The 17,332-nt window shown below is 62.9% G+C and carries 15 protein-coding genes; 9 read left to right on the forward strand and 6 right to left on the reverse strand.

The annotated features are described in order from the left end of the window. Positions 1-41: 41 nt before the first annotated feature. From CH294_RS21170 to CH294_RS21180, 3 genes are read right to left on the reverse strand one after another with little or no spacing between them, the layout of a single operon-like run. Positions 42-1,487 (reverse strand): aldehyde dehydrogenase family protein, encoded by a 1,446-nt coding sequence (locus tag CH294_RS21170; RefSeq protein WP_094739011.1) that lies wholly within the window; start codon positions 1,485-1,487, stop codon positions 42-44. A gap of 43 nt (positions 1,488-1,530) precedes the next feature. Further along, positions 1,531-2,637 carry an NAD(P)-dependent alcohol dehydrogenase gene (locus CH294_RS21175; RefSeq protein WP_037150283.1) on the reverse strand — a complete coding sequence of 369 codons (1,107 nt, stop codon included), beginning with the start codon at positions 2,635-2,637 and terminating at the stop codon, positions 1,531-1,533. Beyond that, entirely contained in the window at positions 2,634-3,923 is a 1,290-nt protein-coding gene (locus CH294_RS21180; RefSeq protein WP_249305429.1) for an MFS transporter, read from the reverse strand. Before CH294_RS21180 ends, CH294_RS21175 begins: the two co-directional genes overlap by 4 nt. Before the next feature lie 261 nt (positions 3,924-4,184). On the opposite strand from CH294_RS21180, the gene CH294_RS21185 reads away from it, so the two are divergent. The 7 genes from CH294_RS21185 (at position 4,185) to CH294_RS21215 (ending at position 13,228) form a co-directional block, all read left to right on the forward strand. After that, positions 4,185-4,997, forward strand: coding sequence for a PaaX family transcriptional regulator C-terminal domain-containing protein (locus tag CH294_RS21185; RefSeq protein ID WP_037150285.1), 813 nt, complete (start codon positions 4,185-4,187; stop codon positions 4,995-4,997). A gap of 105 nt (positions 4,998-5,102) precedes the next feature. Beyond that, positions 5,103-6,800, forward strand: coding sequence for an FAD-dependent monooxygenase (locus tag CH294_RS21190; protein WP_094739012.1), 1,698 nt, complete (start codon positions 5,103-5,105; stop codon positions 6,798-6,800). Continuing rightward, the gene (locus CH294_RS21195; RefSeq protein ID WP_094739013.1) at positions 6,797-8,908 is read left to right on the forward strand and encodes an acetate--CoA ligase family protein; all 2,112 of its coding nucleotides are present in this window, start codon (positions 6,797-6,799) and stop codon (positions 8,906-8,908) included. Before CH294_RS21190 ends, CH294_RS21195 begins: the two co-directional genes overlap by 4 nt. Beyond that, a complete protein-coding gene (locus CH294_RS21200) occupies positions 8,908-10,593 on the forward strand; it encodes an AMP-binding protein (protein WP_094739014.1) in 1,686 nt (561 codons plus the stop codon). Before CH294_RS21195 ends, CH294_RS21200 begins: the two co-directional genes overlap by 1 nt. After that, the gene (locus CH294_RS21205; protein WP_094704844.1) at positions 10,590-11,666 is read left to right on the forward strand and encodes a cupin domain-containing protein; all 1,077 of its coding nucleotides are present in this window, start codon (positions 10,590-10,592) and stop codon (positions 11,664-11,666) included. The genes CH294_RS21200 and CH294_RS21205 overlap by 4 nt, the downstream gene beginning before the upstream one ends. A gap of 5 nt (positions 11,667-11,671) precedes the next feature. Continuing rightward, entirely contained in the window at positions 11,672-12,499 is an 828-nt protein-coding gene (locus CH294_RS21210; RefSeq protein ID WP_094739015.1) for a fumarylacetoacetate hydrolase family protein, read from the forward strand. Positions 12,500-12,511: 12 nt separating this feature from the next. Continuing rightward, the gene (locus CH294_RS21215) at positions 12,512-13,228 is read left to right on the forward strand and encodes a maleylpyruvate isomerase family mycothiol-dependent enzyme (RefSeq protein ID WP_094739016.1); all 717 of its coding nucleotides are present in this window, start codon (positions 12,512-12,514) and stop codon (positions 13,226-13,228) included. 9 nt (positions 13,229-13,237) lie between these two features. On the opposite strand, the gene CH294_RS21220 is transcribed toward CH294_RS21215, so the two are convergent. Then, a complete protein-coding gene (locus CH294_RS21220; protein ID WP_094704846.1) occupies positions 13,238-13,765 on the reverse strand; it encodes a PadR family transcriptional regulator in 528 nt (175 codons plus the stop codon). 102 nt (positions 13,766-13,867) lie between these two features. Between CH294_RS21220 and CH294_RS21225 the strand changes: the two genes are divergently transcribed. Together CH294_RS21225 and CH294_RS21230 are read left to right on the forward strand one after the other, a co-directional pair. Beyond that, positions 13,868-14,479, forward strand: a complete 612-nt coding sequence (locus tag CH294_RS21225; protein ID WP_094739017.1) for an isochorismatase family cysteine hydrolase — start codon at positions 13,868-13,870, stop codon at positions 14,477-14,479. Then, on the forward strand, positions 14,476-15,456 hold the full coding sequence (locus CH294_RS21230) for an NADPH:quinone reductase (protein ID WP_094739018.1): 981 nt from the start codon (positions 14,476-14,478) through the stop codon (positions 15,454-15,456). The genes CH294_RS21225 and CH294_RS21230 overlap by 4 nt, the downstream gene beginning before the upstream one ends. Here CH294_RS21230 and CH294_RS21235 read toward each other — a convergent pair whose 3' ends face one another. Continuing rightward, positions 15,457-16,500 (reverse strand): LLM class flavin-dependent oxidoreductase, encoded by a 1,044-nt coding sequence (locus CH294_RS21235; RefSeq protein WP_094642332.1) that lies wholly within the window; start codon positions 16,498-16,500, stop codon positions 15,457-15,459. It lies immediately after the preceding gene. 28 nt (positions 16,501-16,528) lie between these two features. Next, on the reverse strand, positions 16,529-17,302 hold the full coding sequence (locus CH294_RS21240; protein ID WP_094641632.1) for an SDR family oxidoreductase: 774 nt from the start codon (positions 17,300-17,302) through the stop codon (positions 16,529-16,531). Between the last annotated feature and the right edge of the window lie 30 nt (positions 17,303-17,332).

Here is a 17,332-nt window from a genome sequence, read left to right on the forward strand (position 1 = left end):
CACTCCTCTCATCGAGGCTGGAAAATGATGCATAGCGCCCGTCACTTGAGCAGGCGAATCGAGTGCTCGTCGACGTACTCGCGCATTCCCGCTTCACCGAACTCACGACCGATGCCGCTCTGCTTCACTCCGCCGAACGGCATCCGCAGATCGAGTGACTCGAAGGCGTGAGTATTGATGAACGTGCTGCCCGCTTCGATTCGACGCGCAATGGCCAGACCACGATCGGGATCGGTGGTCCATACCGAGGAGCCGAGCCCGTACTCGGAATCGTTTGCCCACTCGACGACCTGGTTCTCGTCGTCGTACGCGATCAACGGAATGACCGGTCCGAACTGCTCGCAGCTGCTGATCGGAGCGGAGTGTTCCACGTCGCGGACCACGTGAGGAAGAATGTAGTAACCGTCGGATGCAGAATCGAGCTTACGTCCGAGCTGCACGATCTTCGCGGACGAATTCTTCGTCTCTTCGATGAGTGCGTTCACCGAGTCGTACTGAGTCTTGTTGTTCATCGGCCCGAAGCTGGCACCTTCGTCGAGGCCGTGGCCGACGGAGTACTGGTCCACACGCTCGCAGAAGGCGTCGGCAAATGTGCCGTACAAGGCGCGTGGAATGTAGATTCGCTTGACGGCGAAGCAGATCTGGCCTGATCGAGTGAACACACCCTTGAGCATCCGGTCCAGGGCGGCGTCGATGTCGACATCGTCGAGCACGATGGCCGGGTCGTTGCCGCCGAGTTCGAGGGTCAGGTTCTTGATGGTCCCCGCAGCTGCCGCCATCACCCGGCCTGCAGTAGCCGTACCCCCGGTGAAGCCGATCTTGCGAACGAGCGGATGCGAGGTGAGGGCCTGTCCCACATCGGCATTGCCGTGAACGACGTTGATGACGCCGGCAGGGAGGGTTTGGGCCATGCGATGCAATGCCACGGTCAGTGCGGCCGGCGCGAAAGGCGACGGCTTGATGACGATCGTGTTCCCTGTGGCCAGCGCGGGAGCCAGCTTCATCATGGTCAGCACCACGGGCATGTTCCACGGAACGACGGCACCGACGACGCCGCGGGGCACCCGCTCGACACTGATGAAGCTTTCGTCGTCGTCGAACTGGACGGGATCGAAGAATCCGTCGACGAGGCTGGCAGTATGTTGCATAACGCCGGTGCCGAGGCCGAAGTCGGTCTGCGCTTCCCACAGCATTCCTCCGTGCTCACGCACGAGCTGCGCTGCGAGATCGGAACCGCTGCCCGCCAACGCATCTGCAGCAGCGAGCATCAGGCGTGCGCGTTCCGCCGGGTCGACGTTGCGCCAGGACAGATACGCGCGGTGCGCTGCCTTCACTGCGCGATCCACATCGTCGGGTGTGCCGACGGCGACACGGGCGGCTACGTCACTCAGCCTGCCGGGATCCACGACGTCGTCGTACCGATCGGAGTCGGTCAACTCGTTGTCGATGAGATGGCCGACAGTGAGCAGGTCGTTCATGGTGGTCATGTGCGTTTCTCCTGGTTGTTGTGCGACGTGAGGGTGACGAAAATCAGAAAACGACAACGGGTTTGACGGTCGATCCGTTCTCGGAATCTGCGAACGCGGTGTTGATGTCGTCGAGCGTGTAGTTCTTGATGAGCTTGTCGAAGGGGAAACGTCCCTGCTCCCAGAGAAGAACCAGCCGCGGAATGAACTGCTGGGGAACCGAACTCCCCTGGATGATGGTCTTGAACGTCCATCCCTTGACCAGTGACGCGCCGATCTCGAAAGTGACGTCCGTACCCGGTGCTGCAGCGCCGACCAGCGCCACAGTTCCTCCGATCCCCAGGGACGCCGCCGCCTGCTGCAGCACCGAGGGAACCGCTGTGGTGTCCAACGCGTAGTCGAGCCCCTTGCCTCCGGTGATCTTGTCCAGTTCGGCGAGCACATCCTCGCTCTTGCCGTTGATGGTGTGAGTGGCTCCGATGGTCTTGGCCAGTTCGAGTCGCGAGTCGTGCAGATCGATCGCCACCACCGTGGTGCATCCTGCGATCTGGGCGGCCATGATGGCGGCAGATCCGACGGCACCGGTGCCGAATACTGCGATCGAAGTGCCGGGTGCCGGCCGCAAGTCGTTGAGTATCGCGCCTGCGCCGGTCTGCAAGCCGCAGCCGAGCGGCGCGATGATCTCGAGCGGGGCCTTCTTGTCCACCTTGATCACGCTGGTCTCCACCACGTTGGCGTAGGTGGAAAATGCGGACTGCCCGAAGAAGTGCGAGGAAATGGCCTCCTCTCCAGCGGACAGTGAGGTCGAGCCGTCGCGGCGCGCACCTCCGAAATCTTCGGCGAACAAATTCTCGCAGTAGGCAACTCGTCCCGATCGGCACTGCACACACTTGCCGCAGTAGGCGGCGGAGAGGACGACGTGATCGCCGATCTCGACGGTGGTGATATCGGAGCCGATGGCTTCGACGACGCCCGCACCCTCGTGCCCGAGGACGGCGGGCAGGGGCGTCGGGTAGATGCCGTCCCTGACGATGGCGTCCGTGTGGCACACGCCGGACGCGACGATGCGGACCCGTACCTCGTTGGCTCGGAGGTCGTCGAGCTCGAGCTTCTCGATGGTGAGAGGATCGCCGGTGGCGCGTGCTACAGCGGCAGTAACGGTGGTGCTCACGAGTGTGCTTCTTTCGATTCGGTGTCCACCCGCACAGCGGGCGACACAGTGGTTGCGGTGGAATGGTCGGCGGGCTGCCGGGTAGCGGAGTGACGATTACTGACGAGTAGGACAGCGAGGCAACCGATTCCGGCGAATGCTGCGAACGAGTAGAAGTTCCAGTCGACGCCCAATGCCGAGGATGCGATCCATCCTCCGAGAATCGGCCCGAATATCGCGCCCACGCGTCCGAGGCCCAGGGACAATCCGAGAGCCGACGTTCGATCTCTGTCACCGAAATACGTTGCAACGTAACCGTTGACGAGTATCTGTGTCCCTACAGTGCCGAGTCCTGCGATGGCGACCACGATCATGGCGGCGTAGAGCGGCAATCCGAGGCTCAGGGAGAGTATGGCGAGGACGGCGAGCAGGAAGGAGGTCACGGTCACCGGCTTGCTTCCGAATCGGTCTGCGATTCGGGAGGCGATCAGAGCGCCGGCTATCGCACCGAGATTGAGTACGAGAAGAAATGTCAGTGAACTGCCGAGCGAGTAACCGGCTTGGCGCATGATATTCGGTAGCCAGGTATTGACGCCGTAGACGAGCAATAAACCGCAGAAAGATGCCACGACGAGCAACGCCAGCGGAACTCTGCGTGCCCCGGTGAACAACGATGCCATGGTGCCGCGGCTCTCGGATGTAGTGGCCGGGGCGGCAGTGATGCCGAATTTCTCGGCGAGAGCATGGGCTTCGTCGATCCTGCCCTTGCCTACAAGGAATGCGGCCGATTCGGGAAGGTAGCGCCACGTCAGCGGAACGATCGTGACGAGCGGAAGCAAACCGAGCGCGTACATGACGCGGAAACTGTTTTCGGGAAGCAATGCCAGGGCCGACAGCGCGGCGAGCACGCCGCCCACCGAGTAACCGCTGTACATCAGAGCGTTGTTGAACTGGCGACGAGCAGGGGGCGAGTACTCGATTGTCAGCGCGATGACGGTCGGAACGACACCGCCTAGTCCCAGCCCGCCGAGGAAGCGGAGAAGACCGAAGATCTCCGGGTTGGGGGCCAGCGCGGTCAGACCCATGAGAACGGAGAACGAGATCAACGAGGTCAGAATGATCGCGCGGGCTCCGACTCGGGGTGCCAGCCAGCCGGACAGCAGGGCGCCGACGAGCATTCCCATCAGCGCATAGCTACCGATGGTGCCGACCTGGCCCGGTGTCAGTTCCCATTGCTGATACGCGAGAAGAGACGGGACAGTGGTTCCGTAGACGACCAGGTCGTAGCCGTCGAAGACGATGATCACGAAGCAGAGAGCTACGACGGTCGAGCTGGAACGGCGGGCGCCCGACGGGCTTGGCCTATTCGTGGCCAGGGGATTCACCTGATTCCTCCGATGATAGGTGTTCGAACACCGGCCGATGCGATCTCGCGCAGATTCGGATGACCCCAAATGTGCGAGTCGGCTATGTGAGTACAGTCACTATGTGACAGAATGGTCGTGAAAGTCAAGAGGAATGACACATGTAAGTCGATCGGTGATCGACACAGGTGAGAGGAGGGGTCGATGCGACCACGTGCTCTGGTGTTCGACCTGTACGGGGAGTACTTCCGTTACACCGGCGGAGCGGCCAAGTTGGGCACTCTGACGGAGTTGATGGAGGTCTTCGGTATCGAATCGGCGACGGTGCGCGTCGTGATGGCGCGGCTGCGCAAAGAGGGGTGGTTCGACTCGACCAAGAGTGGTCGAGAGGTGTCCTACCTGCTCAACGAAAAGAGTTGGCGGCTGCTCGACGACGGTCGGGCTCGCATCTTCGAGCGGCACTTCGACGACTGGGACCGCACGTGGACGCAGGCCTTGGTCGATGAGGAAGGGCTGGGGCGAGAGCAGCGCAAGCGCATCGAGACGGCCCTGAACTGGTACGGGTTCGGCGAATACGGTTCTGCGACATGGTTCTCGCCGCATGACAGGGAGAAGCAGCTACGCGAAATGCTCAGCGGGGAAGACGAGCTACGGATCCAATTCCTGCGGAGTCAGACATCCGGGCTGACGAACGATCGCTCCATAGCCGATCGTTGCTGGGACCTCGCCGAACTGGGGGGCGAGTACCAGGCCTTCATCGAGGAGTTCCAGCCGCGATTGGCGGGCTTCCGTCGTGGGCTCGGCGGCCGGCAGGCGCTGGTCGAACGAATGAAACTGATTCAGAACTACCGTCGTTACCCGTTCCGCGATCCCGACCTGCCGGACACTCTGTTGCCTCCGGGTTGGCGTGGCCGTGCTGCGCACGAGGTGTTCACCGAGTGTCACGACGAACTGCGTACGAGTGCCGAGGCGTTCGTGCTCGAGGCCTCGGGAGATGCGCCGACGGCGAAGCCCTAGACGGCTTATATGTAACAAAAAGATTGACTTTGAATAGATTTATGACACACAATAAATTGGTCGCCCGAGATCCGGGCCCTCATTCCACGCTAGGGGCCGACATCGATGTCCATCCCAGAACAGAACCGAACAGCCACTTCGACGCCGCTACGAATTGCGTGCATCGGAGGCGGCCCAGGCGGTCTCTTCACCGCAATCGCGTTGGCGCACTGTGCACCCGACGCAACGGTCGAGGTTTTCGAGCGAAACCACGAGAGCGACGTATTCGGCTTCGGTGTCGTGTTCTCCGATGCCACGCTCGACAACATCGACCGAGTCGACCCCGTTCTGCGTGACACTCTTGCCGATCACGGCCGCCATTGGGACAGCATCGAAGTCCACGCCAAAGGCGAGGTCACTGCGGCCGGTGGCAACGGCATGTCCGCCGTGCATCGTCGGGTGTTGCTCGGGGCACTTCGGCACCGTGCTCTCGAATTGGGCGCGAAACTGCACTACTCGACCACCGCATCTGTGCAATCGCTCGACGAGGACGGCGGGTACGACCTGATCGTCGCAGCCGACGGCACCAACTCTGCATCCCGCGAGGTGTTCGCTTCGGACCTCGACCATTCGGTCGAAGAAGCAACGGTGAAGTTCATCTGGTTCGGCACGAAATTCCAATTCGACGGACTCACCTTCTTGCACAAGCAGTCCGAGCACGGAAATTTCGCCGTACACGCTTACCCGATCGGATCCGATCTGAGTACCTTCATCGTCGAGACGGACGAAGACACCTGGCGCAAAGCCGGTCTGGACGGGTTCGACATGTCGTCCCCTCCCGGCGAGTCGGATACCGTCTCGCAGCGCTACCTCGAAGAATTGTTCGCCGACCTTATCGACGGTGCGAGGCTGGTAGCGAACAATTCGCGTTGGGCCAATTTCAAAACTCGCCGCACCGCGCGTTGGCACAGCCGGACCGACCGCGGCACACCTGTGGTGTTCCTCGGCGACGCCATGCACACGGCCCACTTCTCGGTCGGATCGGGAACGAAGATGGCCATGGAGGATGCAGCCGTTCTCGCGCAGACCGTCGCCGAACACGCGCCCGATCTCGATGCGGCTCTGTCGGAGTTCGAGCAGATCCGGCGTCCCCAGGTGGCCAAGGTCCAGAATTCGTCGGTTCCCAGCCTTGCGTGGTGGGACCACTTCGGGGAGTACTACCGCGAACTGGAACCGTGGCAGTTCGGGTTCCATTTCTTCACGCGGTCCATCTCCGCCGAGAAGATACGAGTTCGAGACCCGCAGTTCGTCGAGGTTGCCGAACTCGCCTGGCACGAACAGCATGGTGCCGCACCGCTCGAGACTCCTCTGAAAGCAGGGGCGGTCGCGCTCGACTCGCGGCTTCTCTCTGTCACCGCTGGCACGGCAAACTCCGTGACACTCACCGACGGCACGTCGATTCTCGTTGCGAACCAGGCTGCGCACGAAGCCGAGCCACTGTTCTCGGCACCCGACTCCGACCGCACCGCTCTGGACGAAGACTCTCTCTCACGCCTCGACGAGCTGTGTGCTGGCGGACCGGGGGCCGTGATCATCAAAGGGGGGACCGAGCTGTCGCGGGTACTGGCCTCGGAGTACGTACGCCTGCGACACCACGTCGCAGCGATTGTGATCGAGCAGGAATCGTCTGTTCGCTCCCGCCGCGCTGTCGACCGAAGAGATTGTGCAGCAACACTGGTCCTGTCCGGCCGCGCTGATGCGGTCGCTTTCGACAAGCTGGACGAATCCGAGAGCGCCGCGGCACCGTCGAGGTCGGAACTATGACAACGACTCACGTTCCGCTGGCTGTCCCGGGCGCGGAAGATGCTGCAGATTCCCTCTCCGCGCTGTTCAGTCCGACGTCCATTGCTGTGTTCGGTGCCTCGAGTGCACCTGAAAAGCTCGGCTCGGTGATGCTCGCCGCCATCGACAGAGGAAGCCGCGGCGCTGTCGCTACGTACGGAATCAATCCACGCGGTACCGCCGAGGGATTCAGCACGTCGATCGCGGGCGCAGTTCGATCCCACGGCACAGCAATAGATCTGGCGGTTCTGTGCATTCCAGCCGCCGCGACCCCCGCAGCGCTGCAGGAAGCGGCCGACGCCGGGGTGCGGGCAGCGTTGATCTGTTCCGGTGGCTTTGCCGAGGCCGGCGACGACGGCATCGAGCTGCAACGCCGGCTGAGGGACATCACGTCCGAAACCGGCATCCGATTGCTCGGTCCCAATACATCCGGGTTCTTCCGTCCCGGTCACTCCACGGTCAGCTTCGTCCCGACTGTCGAGCACATCGCCGCGGGTACGGTCGCCGTCGTCGCAGCGAGCGGGGGCATGAACCATGCGCTGTCGTTCCTGTTGTCCGAGAACGGCGTCGGTGTGGGCCTCGGTGTCGGTCTCGGTAACAGCGTGGACGTCACGAATGTCGACGTGCTGCGCTACCTCCAGCATGACGATGCGATCACAGCAGTCGCATTGCACGTCGAGTCCGTCGAAGACGGCCGCGCGCTGTTGTCGGCGGTCGCAGACGTGACTGCAGTGAAGCCAGTGGTGGCCATCGTGGTGGGTCGAAGTGATGTCTCCGCGTTCTCGGAGTCCCACACAGGTGCGCTCGCCACGTCGTGGCGGACTACGCGCGCACTGCTCACCGAAGCGGGTGCCGTGGTCGTCGACGACGAACACCACCTGGTGGATGCGCTCGCCGTACTCGGCCGTACGCGACTACCCGCGTCCGCATCTCCGGGAATAGGCCTAGTCACCGCACAGGCCGGTCCCGGATTGATGGTTCTCGATGCACTGCTGGCCGGCGGGGTACGTGTTCCGACGCTGTCCGACGCCACACTGAGTCGATTGTCCGATCTGTTGCCACCGTTGACCTATCAGGCAAATCCCGTCGACACCGGCAGGCCCGCGGCCACCTTCGCGGACGTCCTCCGGGCGACGGCGGACGACCCGGAAGTCGACGCGCTTGCCGTGTACGCCCTTGCCGAACCCGACGCGATCGACCTCGCCGACGCCGTCGGGACGTCCTCGGTGCACGAGCGGCTGCCCGTCGTGCTCGGTATCGGTGGACCACGAGAGGCGGTGTCCGCAGCAACCGTCTCTGCCGCGCTCCTCGATCTGCCGGTCCTCTCGAGCCCTACGTCGTTGGCCAACGGCGTGCGCGCCCTCGTCGAAGATGCGCAGCTCCGTTACGGTCGGGTGCATACCGAGGCGTTCGTTCCTCCCGCCGGACCTTCCATCACGCTTCCTGTCGACGAGGCAAGAGGCAAGGACTTGCTCGACGCGTTGGGTATTCGTACGCCCGATCGGCGTGTGGCCCACACCCGAGAGGATGCGCACGGAGCGCTCGCGGAACTCGAGCATCCCGTCGCAGTCAAGATTCTCGACGCGTCGGTTCTGCACAAGACCGAAATCGGCGGAGTCCACCTGTTCGTTCGCACGACAGAGGAACTGGACACCGCGTTGGACGCCCTCGATTCGATCGGGGCACCGGCGTACCTGCTCGAGACCATGGCCGGTTCCGGCGTCGATCTCTTCCTCGGTGTGCGGAGAGACTCAGTGTTCGGACCGATCGTCGTGGCAGGTTTGGGTGGAACCGCAGCTGAGGCGATCGGCGACGTGGCCATCCGCAGTGGTGAGCTCACGCTGTCCGCTGCGACGACGATGCTCGACGATCTCCACACGGCCGCTGTCCTGCATGGATGGCGCGGCGGACCGAGGCTGGACCGAAACGAGTTCGGCCGCGCAGCTGTCGCGTTGGCGGCCTACGTCTCGAATCACGACGAGATCGGCGATCTCGAAATCAATCCGTTGCGACTGACCTCGGACGGTCTGATCGCGCTCGCCGCCGTCGTCGTCGGGGCCGAACACACTGCTACAGAAGGAGATCGGTGATGAGTACTCGGACCCCCGTCTCGATCGACGGTGTCGTGCCGTGGCCTGCCGACGATGCTCGCCGTTATCGCGACGCCGGGTATTGGAGCGGTCGATCGTTGGGCTCGCACATCGTGGAGCAGGTCGAACTGCATCCAGACGCCGAGGCGCTGGTCGACGGCTCGATCAGGTTGACGTACCGCCAACTGTGGGACCGGTCGGCGTCGATGGGGCAAGCGCTTCTGAATCTCGATGTCGAACCTGGCGACAGAATTGTTCTGCAGCTTCCCAATTCGTGGGAATTTGTTGCTCTCACCCTGGGGTGCTTCCGCATCGGTGCCGTACCGGTGATGGCGCTGCCTGCTCACCGACGACACGAGCTGACGCACCTGGCGGCTTTGTCGGACGCCGTGGCCATCGTGGTCGCAGACACCGACAAGGACACCGACCTGAGGTCCACCGCGCAAGAGGTTGCGGCCGAGGTTGCGTCCGTGCGGGCGGTGTTGGTCCACGGTGACCTGAGTTCCGGGGAAAATACGTCGACTCCCGAGTTCAGCCTGGCGGATGCCTCGACGACGATTCCCTCGTTTTCCGATGCCGACTACGACCCCGCGGGCGAGGATGTTGCGTGCTTCCTGCTGTCCGGTGGGACGACCGGGCTTCCCAAGCTGATCGTTCGTACGCACGACGACTACGCCTACAACATCATTCGCTGTAACGCGATCTCCGAAATCACCTCGGACACCGTGTACCTCGGTGCGCTGCCGAGCAGTCACAATTTCCCGTTGGCCTGTCCAGGAATTCTGGGCACCTTGTTCGCGGGTGGACGCACGGTGATGCTTCCGTCGGCGAGACCGGACAGGGCATTGCTCGCGATCGACAGCGAGTCGGTGACCGTGGCAACGGTGGTACCCGCGGTGGCTCAGTCCTGGATCGAGTACCAGCGTGAGCATGGCACGTTGACCGGATCCAGCCTGAGGGTTCTCCAGGTCGGTGGTTCCCGGATGCCCGACGAATTGGCGGCGCGAGTGGAACCGGTCCTGGGCGCACGTCTTCAGCAGGTCTTCGGGATGGCCGAGGGCCTGATCAACATGACCCGATTGAACGACGACCTCGAGGTCATCACCAATACCCAGGGGCGGCCGGTCAGCGAGGCCGACGAGATCGCCGTTGTCGACGAGCTCGGGGAGCCGGTCGACGACGGAACTCCCGGAGCGCTACTGACCCGCGGTCCGTACACCCCACGCGGCTATTTCCGGGCGCCCGAACACAACTCTCGCGCTTTCACTGCGGACGGGTGGTACGCCAGTGGCGACATCGTGATCCGCCGACCCGACGGGAACCTCGTCGTGGCAGGTCGCGACAAGGACATGATCAATCGGGGTGGCGAAAAGATCTCGGCCGAGGAAGTGGAGAACTTCGCCTACCAGGTCGACGGCATCGAGATGGCTGCGGCCGTGGCAATGCCGGATCCAGTCCTGGGCGAGCGCCTGTGCCTGTACGTCTCCGTTGCCGCGGGTGCCCACGTGACTCTGGACGACGTTCTCGCGGTGATGAATTCCGCGGGTGTCGCTCGGTTCAAACTCCCCGAGCGGTTGGTGGTCGTGGATGCGATACCCACCACGAAAGTGGGCAAGTTGGACAAGAAGGCCATGCGTGAGGACATCCGCACACGACTCGACGCAGATCAGGAAGGCAACCGATGACCGACACCGAAGTGCACCCCGAGGACCCAGCACTCGAGCAGCTCTACCGCGACTTCGAGTCCGAGAATCTCATGCCGCTGTGGACCCAGCTCGGCGACCTGATGCCGATGTCACCTAAATCCAAAGCTGTTCCCTTCGTGTGGAAGTGGTCGACGCTGTACCCGCTGGCGCAGCGCGCAGGCGATCTCGTTGCCGTCGGTCGAGGTGGCGAGCGCCGTGCCATCGCGCTGGCCAACCCCGGCCTGGCGGGGGTCCCGTACATCACTCCCACGCTGTGGGCAGCGATCCAGTATCTCGGCCCCAAAGAGGTCGCACCGGAACATCGCCACGCGCAGAACGCGTTCCGCTTCGTCGTCGAGGGTGAAGGGGTGTGGACGGTGGTCAACGGCGACCCCGTCGCCATGCGGCGCGGCGACTTCCTGCTCACTCCGGGTTGGAACTTCCATGGGCACCACAACGAGACCGATCAGCCCATGGCCTGGATCGACGGACTCGACATTCCGTTCGTTCATTACACCGACACCGGCTTCTTCGAGTTCGGGTCCGAGAACGTCACCGACGATTCGACACCGGACATCTCTCGGTCCGAGCGTCTGTGGGCTCATCCGGGCCTGCGCCCGCTCGTCGGGCTCGACAGCAAATCCAGTTCGCCGATCGCCGCGTATCGGTGGGAGCACACCGATGCGGCGTTGAAGGCACAGTTGGACCTCGAGGACGAGGGGTTCGCGGCGACCACCGAACCGGGGCATGCCGCGGTTCGCTACACCAATCCCACCAATGGCGGTGACGTCATGCCGACGATCCGAGCCGAGTTCCACCGACTTCGTCAGGGTGCGCACACCCGACCCCGACGTGATGTCGGCTCGACGGTGTATCAGGTGTTCGAGGGGAGTGGACGGTTCGTTCTCGCCGGCGAACAGCGTTCGGTGTCGAAGGGCGACATGGTCGTCGTCCCGTCATGGACGGAATGGTCCATCGAAGCCGACACACAGTTCGACCTCTTCGCGTTCTCGGATGCACCGATTGTCGAGAAGCTGCACTTTGCCCGCACCGTATTTTCCGAAGGAGCTTGACCTCGATGAAACTCGCTACTCTGCGCCGAAACGGCACCACTACCGCAGTGCGCGTCGACAGTGACGATTCTGCCACCGTCATCGACGGCTACGTCGACTTGTCCGCCCTCCTGGACGAAGGGAACTGGCGTGAACTGGCCGAGAACGCGCACGGAGAACAGCTCCGATTGGCCGATGCGGATTACGCTCCCGTGGTTCCGCGACCGGGCAAGATCATCTGCGTCGGGCTGAATTACGCGAACCACATCAAAGAAATGGGCCGTGATCTTCCCGAGTACCCGACGCTGTTCGCCAAGTTCCGTGAAGCGCTGACGGGCCCGTACGACGACGTCGTGGTCCCGAGTTACGCAGCAGCACAGCTGGATTGGGAGGGCGAGTTGGCCTTCGTCGTCGGCAAGCAGGCCTACCAGGTGGCCGAGGCCGATGCCGAGAGATACATTGCCGGCTACTCGATCATGAACGACTACACGATGCGCGACTACCAGTACCGCACGTTGCAGTGGGACCAGGGCAAGACGTTCGAGAGGACCAGCGGCTTCGGCCCCTTCCTCACCACGACGGATTCCTACACCTTCGGCGGCACGCTCGAGACGACGTTGGAGGGGAAAGTCATGCAGACGACCACCACCGACGACCTCGTGTTCACGCCTGTAAAGCTGGTCGAGTACATCTCGCACATCGTGACTTTGCAGCCGGGAGACGTCGTGATCACCGGTACCCCGGGAGGCGTCGGACATGCCCGTAAGCCTGGCGTCTACATCCAGGACGGGCAGACCGTCGAGGTGACCATCGACGGTCTCGGCTCGGTCCGCAACAAGACCATCGTCAAGTAAGGCGCGTTCGAGGTGACCTTTCACGACATGTCGCTCGTCGAGCGGCTTCTGATCGCCCGGCGCGGTACCTCGTATTTCGCGCAGCGGCTCTCCGAGCTCACCGATGCCGAACTCGACGGCGAGACGCTGCTGGCGGGATGGACCAGGCGTTACCTGGTTGCGCACGTCGGCTACAACGCTGCGGCCTTGTGCAGATTGATGGACTGGGCGTCGTCGGGTGAGGAGACGCCGATGTACGAGTCACCGCAGCAGCGCGGCCGTGAGATCGACGAGGGTTCCACGCTGTCGGCCGCAGCTATCCGAAACCTGTTCGATCACACGGTTGCTCGGCTCGACGAGAAGTGGCGAACTGCGTCCGAGTCGGCGTGGGCGGCCGAGGTCAGGACGGCTCAGGGCCGCACGGTCCCAGCGTCGGAAACGATCTGGATGCGGACTCGCGAAGTGTGGATCCACGCGGTGGATCTCGGCAACGGTGGGCGGTTCGCGGACTTTCCCGAGGTGGTGAACGAGGGCTTACTCACCGACATTGTCGGGATGTGGCGCAAGAAGGGTGAGGGAAGTGGGTTGGTCCTGGCAGTGGACGGGCGTGAGCCGATCGCAGTGACCGACGAAGCGACGACAACTACCGTCAGCGGTGGACTCGAGGCAGTGACCAGGTGGGCGGCAGGGCGTGGATCGATCGGTTCGACGGTCGACGGCGCGATCGACGAACCGCCTCGGTGGCTGTGAGGCAACGGATCAGCGACGCGCAGCAGAACCCTCGAGTATCGATGTGAGCCAGGCTCGTTCTGCGCGGCTCGTTTCGCGCGCGACGAGCAACAGGCCACGCCGGTAGACGTCCGGAATCTCTTCGGCTCGAACGGTTCGATCCTCGTCGTAGAAGAAACTGGCCGGCTGCTCCAGGAAGTCCAGTCTTCGGCGCAGCACTGCGTGCTGTTCCTCGACCGACGGTACGAGGGACAAGAAGGTCAACACCACGATGAACCGCGAGAAATCCGAGACTTCGTTGGCCTGAGGATCTCGCAGCCGTGCCACCAACGCGTCTCGCCCGTCGTCGGTGATGGTCAGCACGTACCGTGCCGGGCCCGCGCCGGGTTCGGCACGTCTTTCCAGCAATCCATCCCGATGCAGGCGTTTGATCGCCGGATACAGGGTGCCGTCGCTCACCGGCCTGGCATATCCCGTCAGCTGCGCGACCCGGCGCTTGAGTTCGTATCCGTGCAGGGAGCCTTCGGACAGAAACCCGAGGATGGTGAGTTCCAACATGTGGCCATTCTGTCAGAACTACCTCGGTTCGATGCGTACATCGAACCGAGGTACTGTGGTCGGGTACCGACGGATTTTCTCTCCTCCTCTGTAAGGGTTTCGATGACTACCACTTTCGATCTCGAACGCACCGCGCTGGTTCTTGTGGATCTGCAGAACGACAACGTCCACGCGGACGGCGCGTATGCCTCGTTCGGGGCGGCCGACCACGCCCAACACCAGAACCTCGAAGAGCACGTGCGCGAGCTGCTGGCCTTCGCTCGCGAGAAGTCCATCCCGGTGATTCACAATCACATCGTGTCTCTACCCGGCCGACCGTTCGGCGGAAGCAACGCTCCGATCTTCAAGCTGATCGGACCGGACTCGCTCAAATTGGGTTCGTGGGGAGCCCGAGCACTCGACGGTCTCGAAGCGCGTGAAGACGAGCCGGTCCTGATTCGTAACCGCATGAGCGCCTTCAACGGCACCATGCTGGACACACTTCTTCGTAACCTCGGAATCAAGGATGTTCTGGTCGCGGGCGTCTGGACCAACATGGCCGTCGAGCACACCGTTCGCGATGCGGCCGACCACGGCTACCGTCCGATCCTCGTCACCGATGCGACCTCGAGCCTCAGTCAGGAATGGCAGCATGCCGCCGAAAGCTTCGCACTGACCAATATTTCCGAGTTCGCGACCACCGCAGAGATTATCGCGCAGACCGCAACAGCATGATCGCCGCGTGGTACGACTCGCAGGGATCGGCGCACGAGGTTCTCGAGGTCGGAACGCTGCCGACGCCCGAGCCAGGGCCCGGAGAGGTCCGGGTACGGGTGCAGCTTACTTCGGTGAATCCCGGTGACACCAAGAAGCGACGCGGATGGCTCGGGTCATCGATGTCCTATCCGCGAGTCGTGCCACACAGCGACGGTGCTGGATTCGTCGACGCTGTCGGGTCGGGTGTCGAACAATCGCGGGTGGGGGAGCGCGTCTGGGTGTTCGGTGCCCAGTCGTATCGCGCATTCGGAACAGCTGCGCAATTCACCGTCGTGCCCGAGTGGCAGGCGGTCGCGCTGCCGGCTTCCGTAGCGCCCGAAGTGGGCGCTTGCCTGGGGATTCCGGGTATCACCGCTCACCGCGCCGTGTTCGGCGACGGCAGTGTCGAGGGAAAAACTGTTCTGGTCCACGGAGTACTGGGCGGTGTCGGTTCATTGGCTGCTCAGCTCGCGCGGTGGAAAGGCGCGACCGTGATCGGAACGGTGCGTACCGGTGCGGACCTCGAACAGGCCCGGGCGTCAGGAACGAAATTCGCGGTCGCGCTGGACGATCCCGACGCAGTAACCCAGGTACGCGAATTCGCCGGAGGTGGAGTCGACCGCATCGTCGAAGTGTCGTTCTCGGACAACATCGACTTCGATGCGACAGTGGCAAAGAACGACACCGTTATTGCCGCGTACGGCACACGGGACGCGCGCCCGAGCCTGCCGTTCTGGCCGATGTTGTTCGACAACATCACCATTCGGCTGCTGGGTAGCGACGACTTCTCGCAGCAAGTGAAGATGACGGCCGCGCTCGACCTCACCGACGCCGCTTCCGTGGGAGCGCTGTCCATCTCCGTCGACGACCCGCTGCCTCTCGACCGAATCGCCGACGCTCACGACCGAGTCGACGCGGGCACTCGGTCGAGAGTCGTCCTGCAGATTCCGGAGTGATCAACCACCGAGCTTGCGGGTGACCTCGGGAATGACTTTGTCGGCAATGTATTGGATTCGAGCGGAACCGGATTCGACGGACTCGCCCGGGAGTTGAGCCCAGTAGTGAAAGTCGCGGATCTGGGGGAACTCGGTGGCCATGGTCACCAGTTCGTCGATCGCCATCGAGGCGTCCATGAGTTTGTAGGCACCGGCATCGAGTAGGTGCTGAGGGCTGTCGAACGACGACGGCTGATCGGGGCCCTCGAATGAGCCCCATTCGATGTACTTGTTCATCTGGTAGAGCGCGTGTTCGCCGACCTCGGCCCACGTGCGTTCCGGATCGTCGGCCACCACCGTCCATTGGCTGGCGTAGATGCGGGCATCGTCCACGTTCTTCCCGTGCCGCTCGATCGACTGCTGGTAGTCCGTGAAGTGGGCGTTCTGCAGAGTGATGACACCGTCTGCCAGTCGAGCGGCGCGATCGATTCCCACCGGAGACTGTGCTCCGATCAGAATCCTCGGGGGCGTCTCGGGTAGCGGCGTCACCGGCAACGCAGGTACCGAGAACCGCTTGCCTTCGTAGGCTTCACCGGTGCCGGCCCAGGCGTGCCGAATCACGGCAATGGCGTCCTCGAGAAGACTGGGGCGCTGCTTGACCTTTCGCCCGAACGCGGCGAATTCCTTCTCGTGATAGCCGAGGCCGAGTCCCAGCTCGAAACGGTTGTCGGTGAGGAACGACAGAGCTGCCGCATCCTCGGCCAGACGCATCGGTTCGTGTAGTCCCGCCACGATGATGTTGGTACCGATGCGCATGGTCTTCGTGCGAGCACCGATTGCCGCGGCAACGACCAGGGGAGACGACGCGTAATCGTCCTCGGCGAAATGATGCTCGCTCAACCATGCTGACCCGAAACCGAGTGATTCGGCCCAGACGACCTGGTCCACCGATTCTCGATAGAGAGAACCCAGTGGTTTCCGCCATTGAGCCGGATTGCGGAAGTCGTACCACAGACCGAAGGTCGGAACCTGGTAGTGCGAAGCAGTTGGGTTGAGCGAGTTCATCATTCCTCCACGTTGAGTAAGGCGAACATCAAACGAAAAGCATGCCGCCGTCGATGAGGGCGGACTGTCCTGTCATGTAGTTCGAGTCGGGTCCGGCCAAGTACGAGACGTACGCCGCAACGTCGTCGCCGGTCGAGACGCGTCCGAGGGTGATGCCGGCAGCCATTGCCTTCATCGACTCGCCCTTTCCGACACCGTTGATGGCACCGAGGTCGCGGTCCACCTCGACCCACATGTTGGTATCGACGATGCCGGGGCAGTAGGCGTTGACGGTGATGCCGTGTTCTGCCCACTCCTGCGCAGCTGCCTGGGTCAGGGCGCGGACTCCGAACTTGGTCGAGCTGTAGATGCCGAGCAACGCGAATCCCTTGTGGCCCGCGATGGACGAGGCTCCGATGATCTTTCCGCCATGCCCCTGCTTGATCATCTGACGCGCTGCTTCGGTGTAGCAGAGGAAGATTCCGCGGCCGTTGACAGCGTGGAGGCGGTCGTACTCCTCCGGTGTCACGTCGAGAAGTGCCTTCGTCTGGGCGATCCCGGCGTTGGCGACCAGGATGTCGAGCGATCCCAGCTGTTCGGCGGTGTCGGTCATGAGCGCCCGCACCGAATCTGGATCGCTGACGTCGCCGGTCAACGCGGCGGTCTTCACTCCGTGTGCGGCGACCTCGGTCCGAGTTTTCTCCAGCTCTTCCGACATCGAGGGCAGGTCGGACAGTGCGATGTCGTGTCCGTCCTGTGCGAGGCGCAGCGCGATGGCTTTGCCAATTCCGCGTGCCGAGCCGGTGATGTGTGCGACGGTCATGGTCGTCTCCTGAATCGGGTTGTGTGAGCC

Origin of the sequence: Rhodococcus sp. 14-2483-1-1, assembly GCF_002259335.1 — a bacterium.
Lineage (GTDB): Bacteria > Actinomycetota > Actinomycetes > Mycobacteriales > Mycobacteriaceae > Rhodococcoides.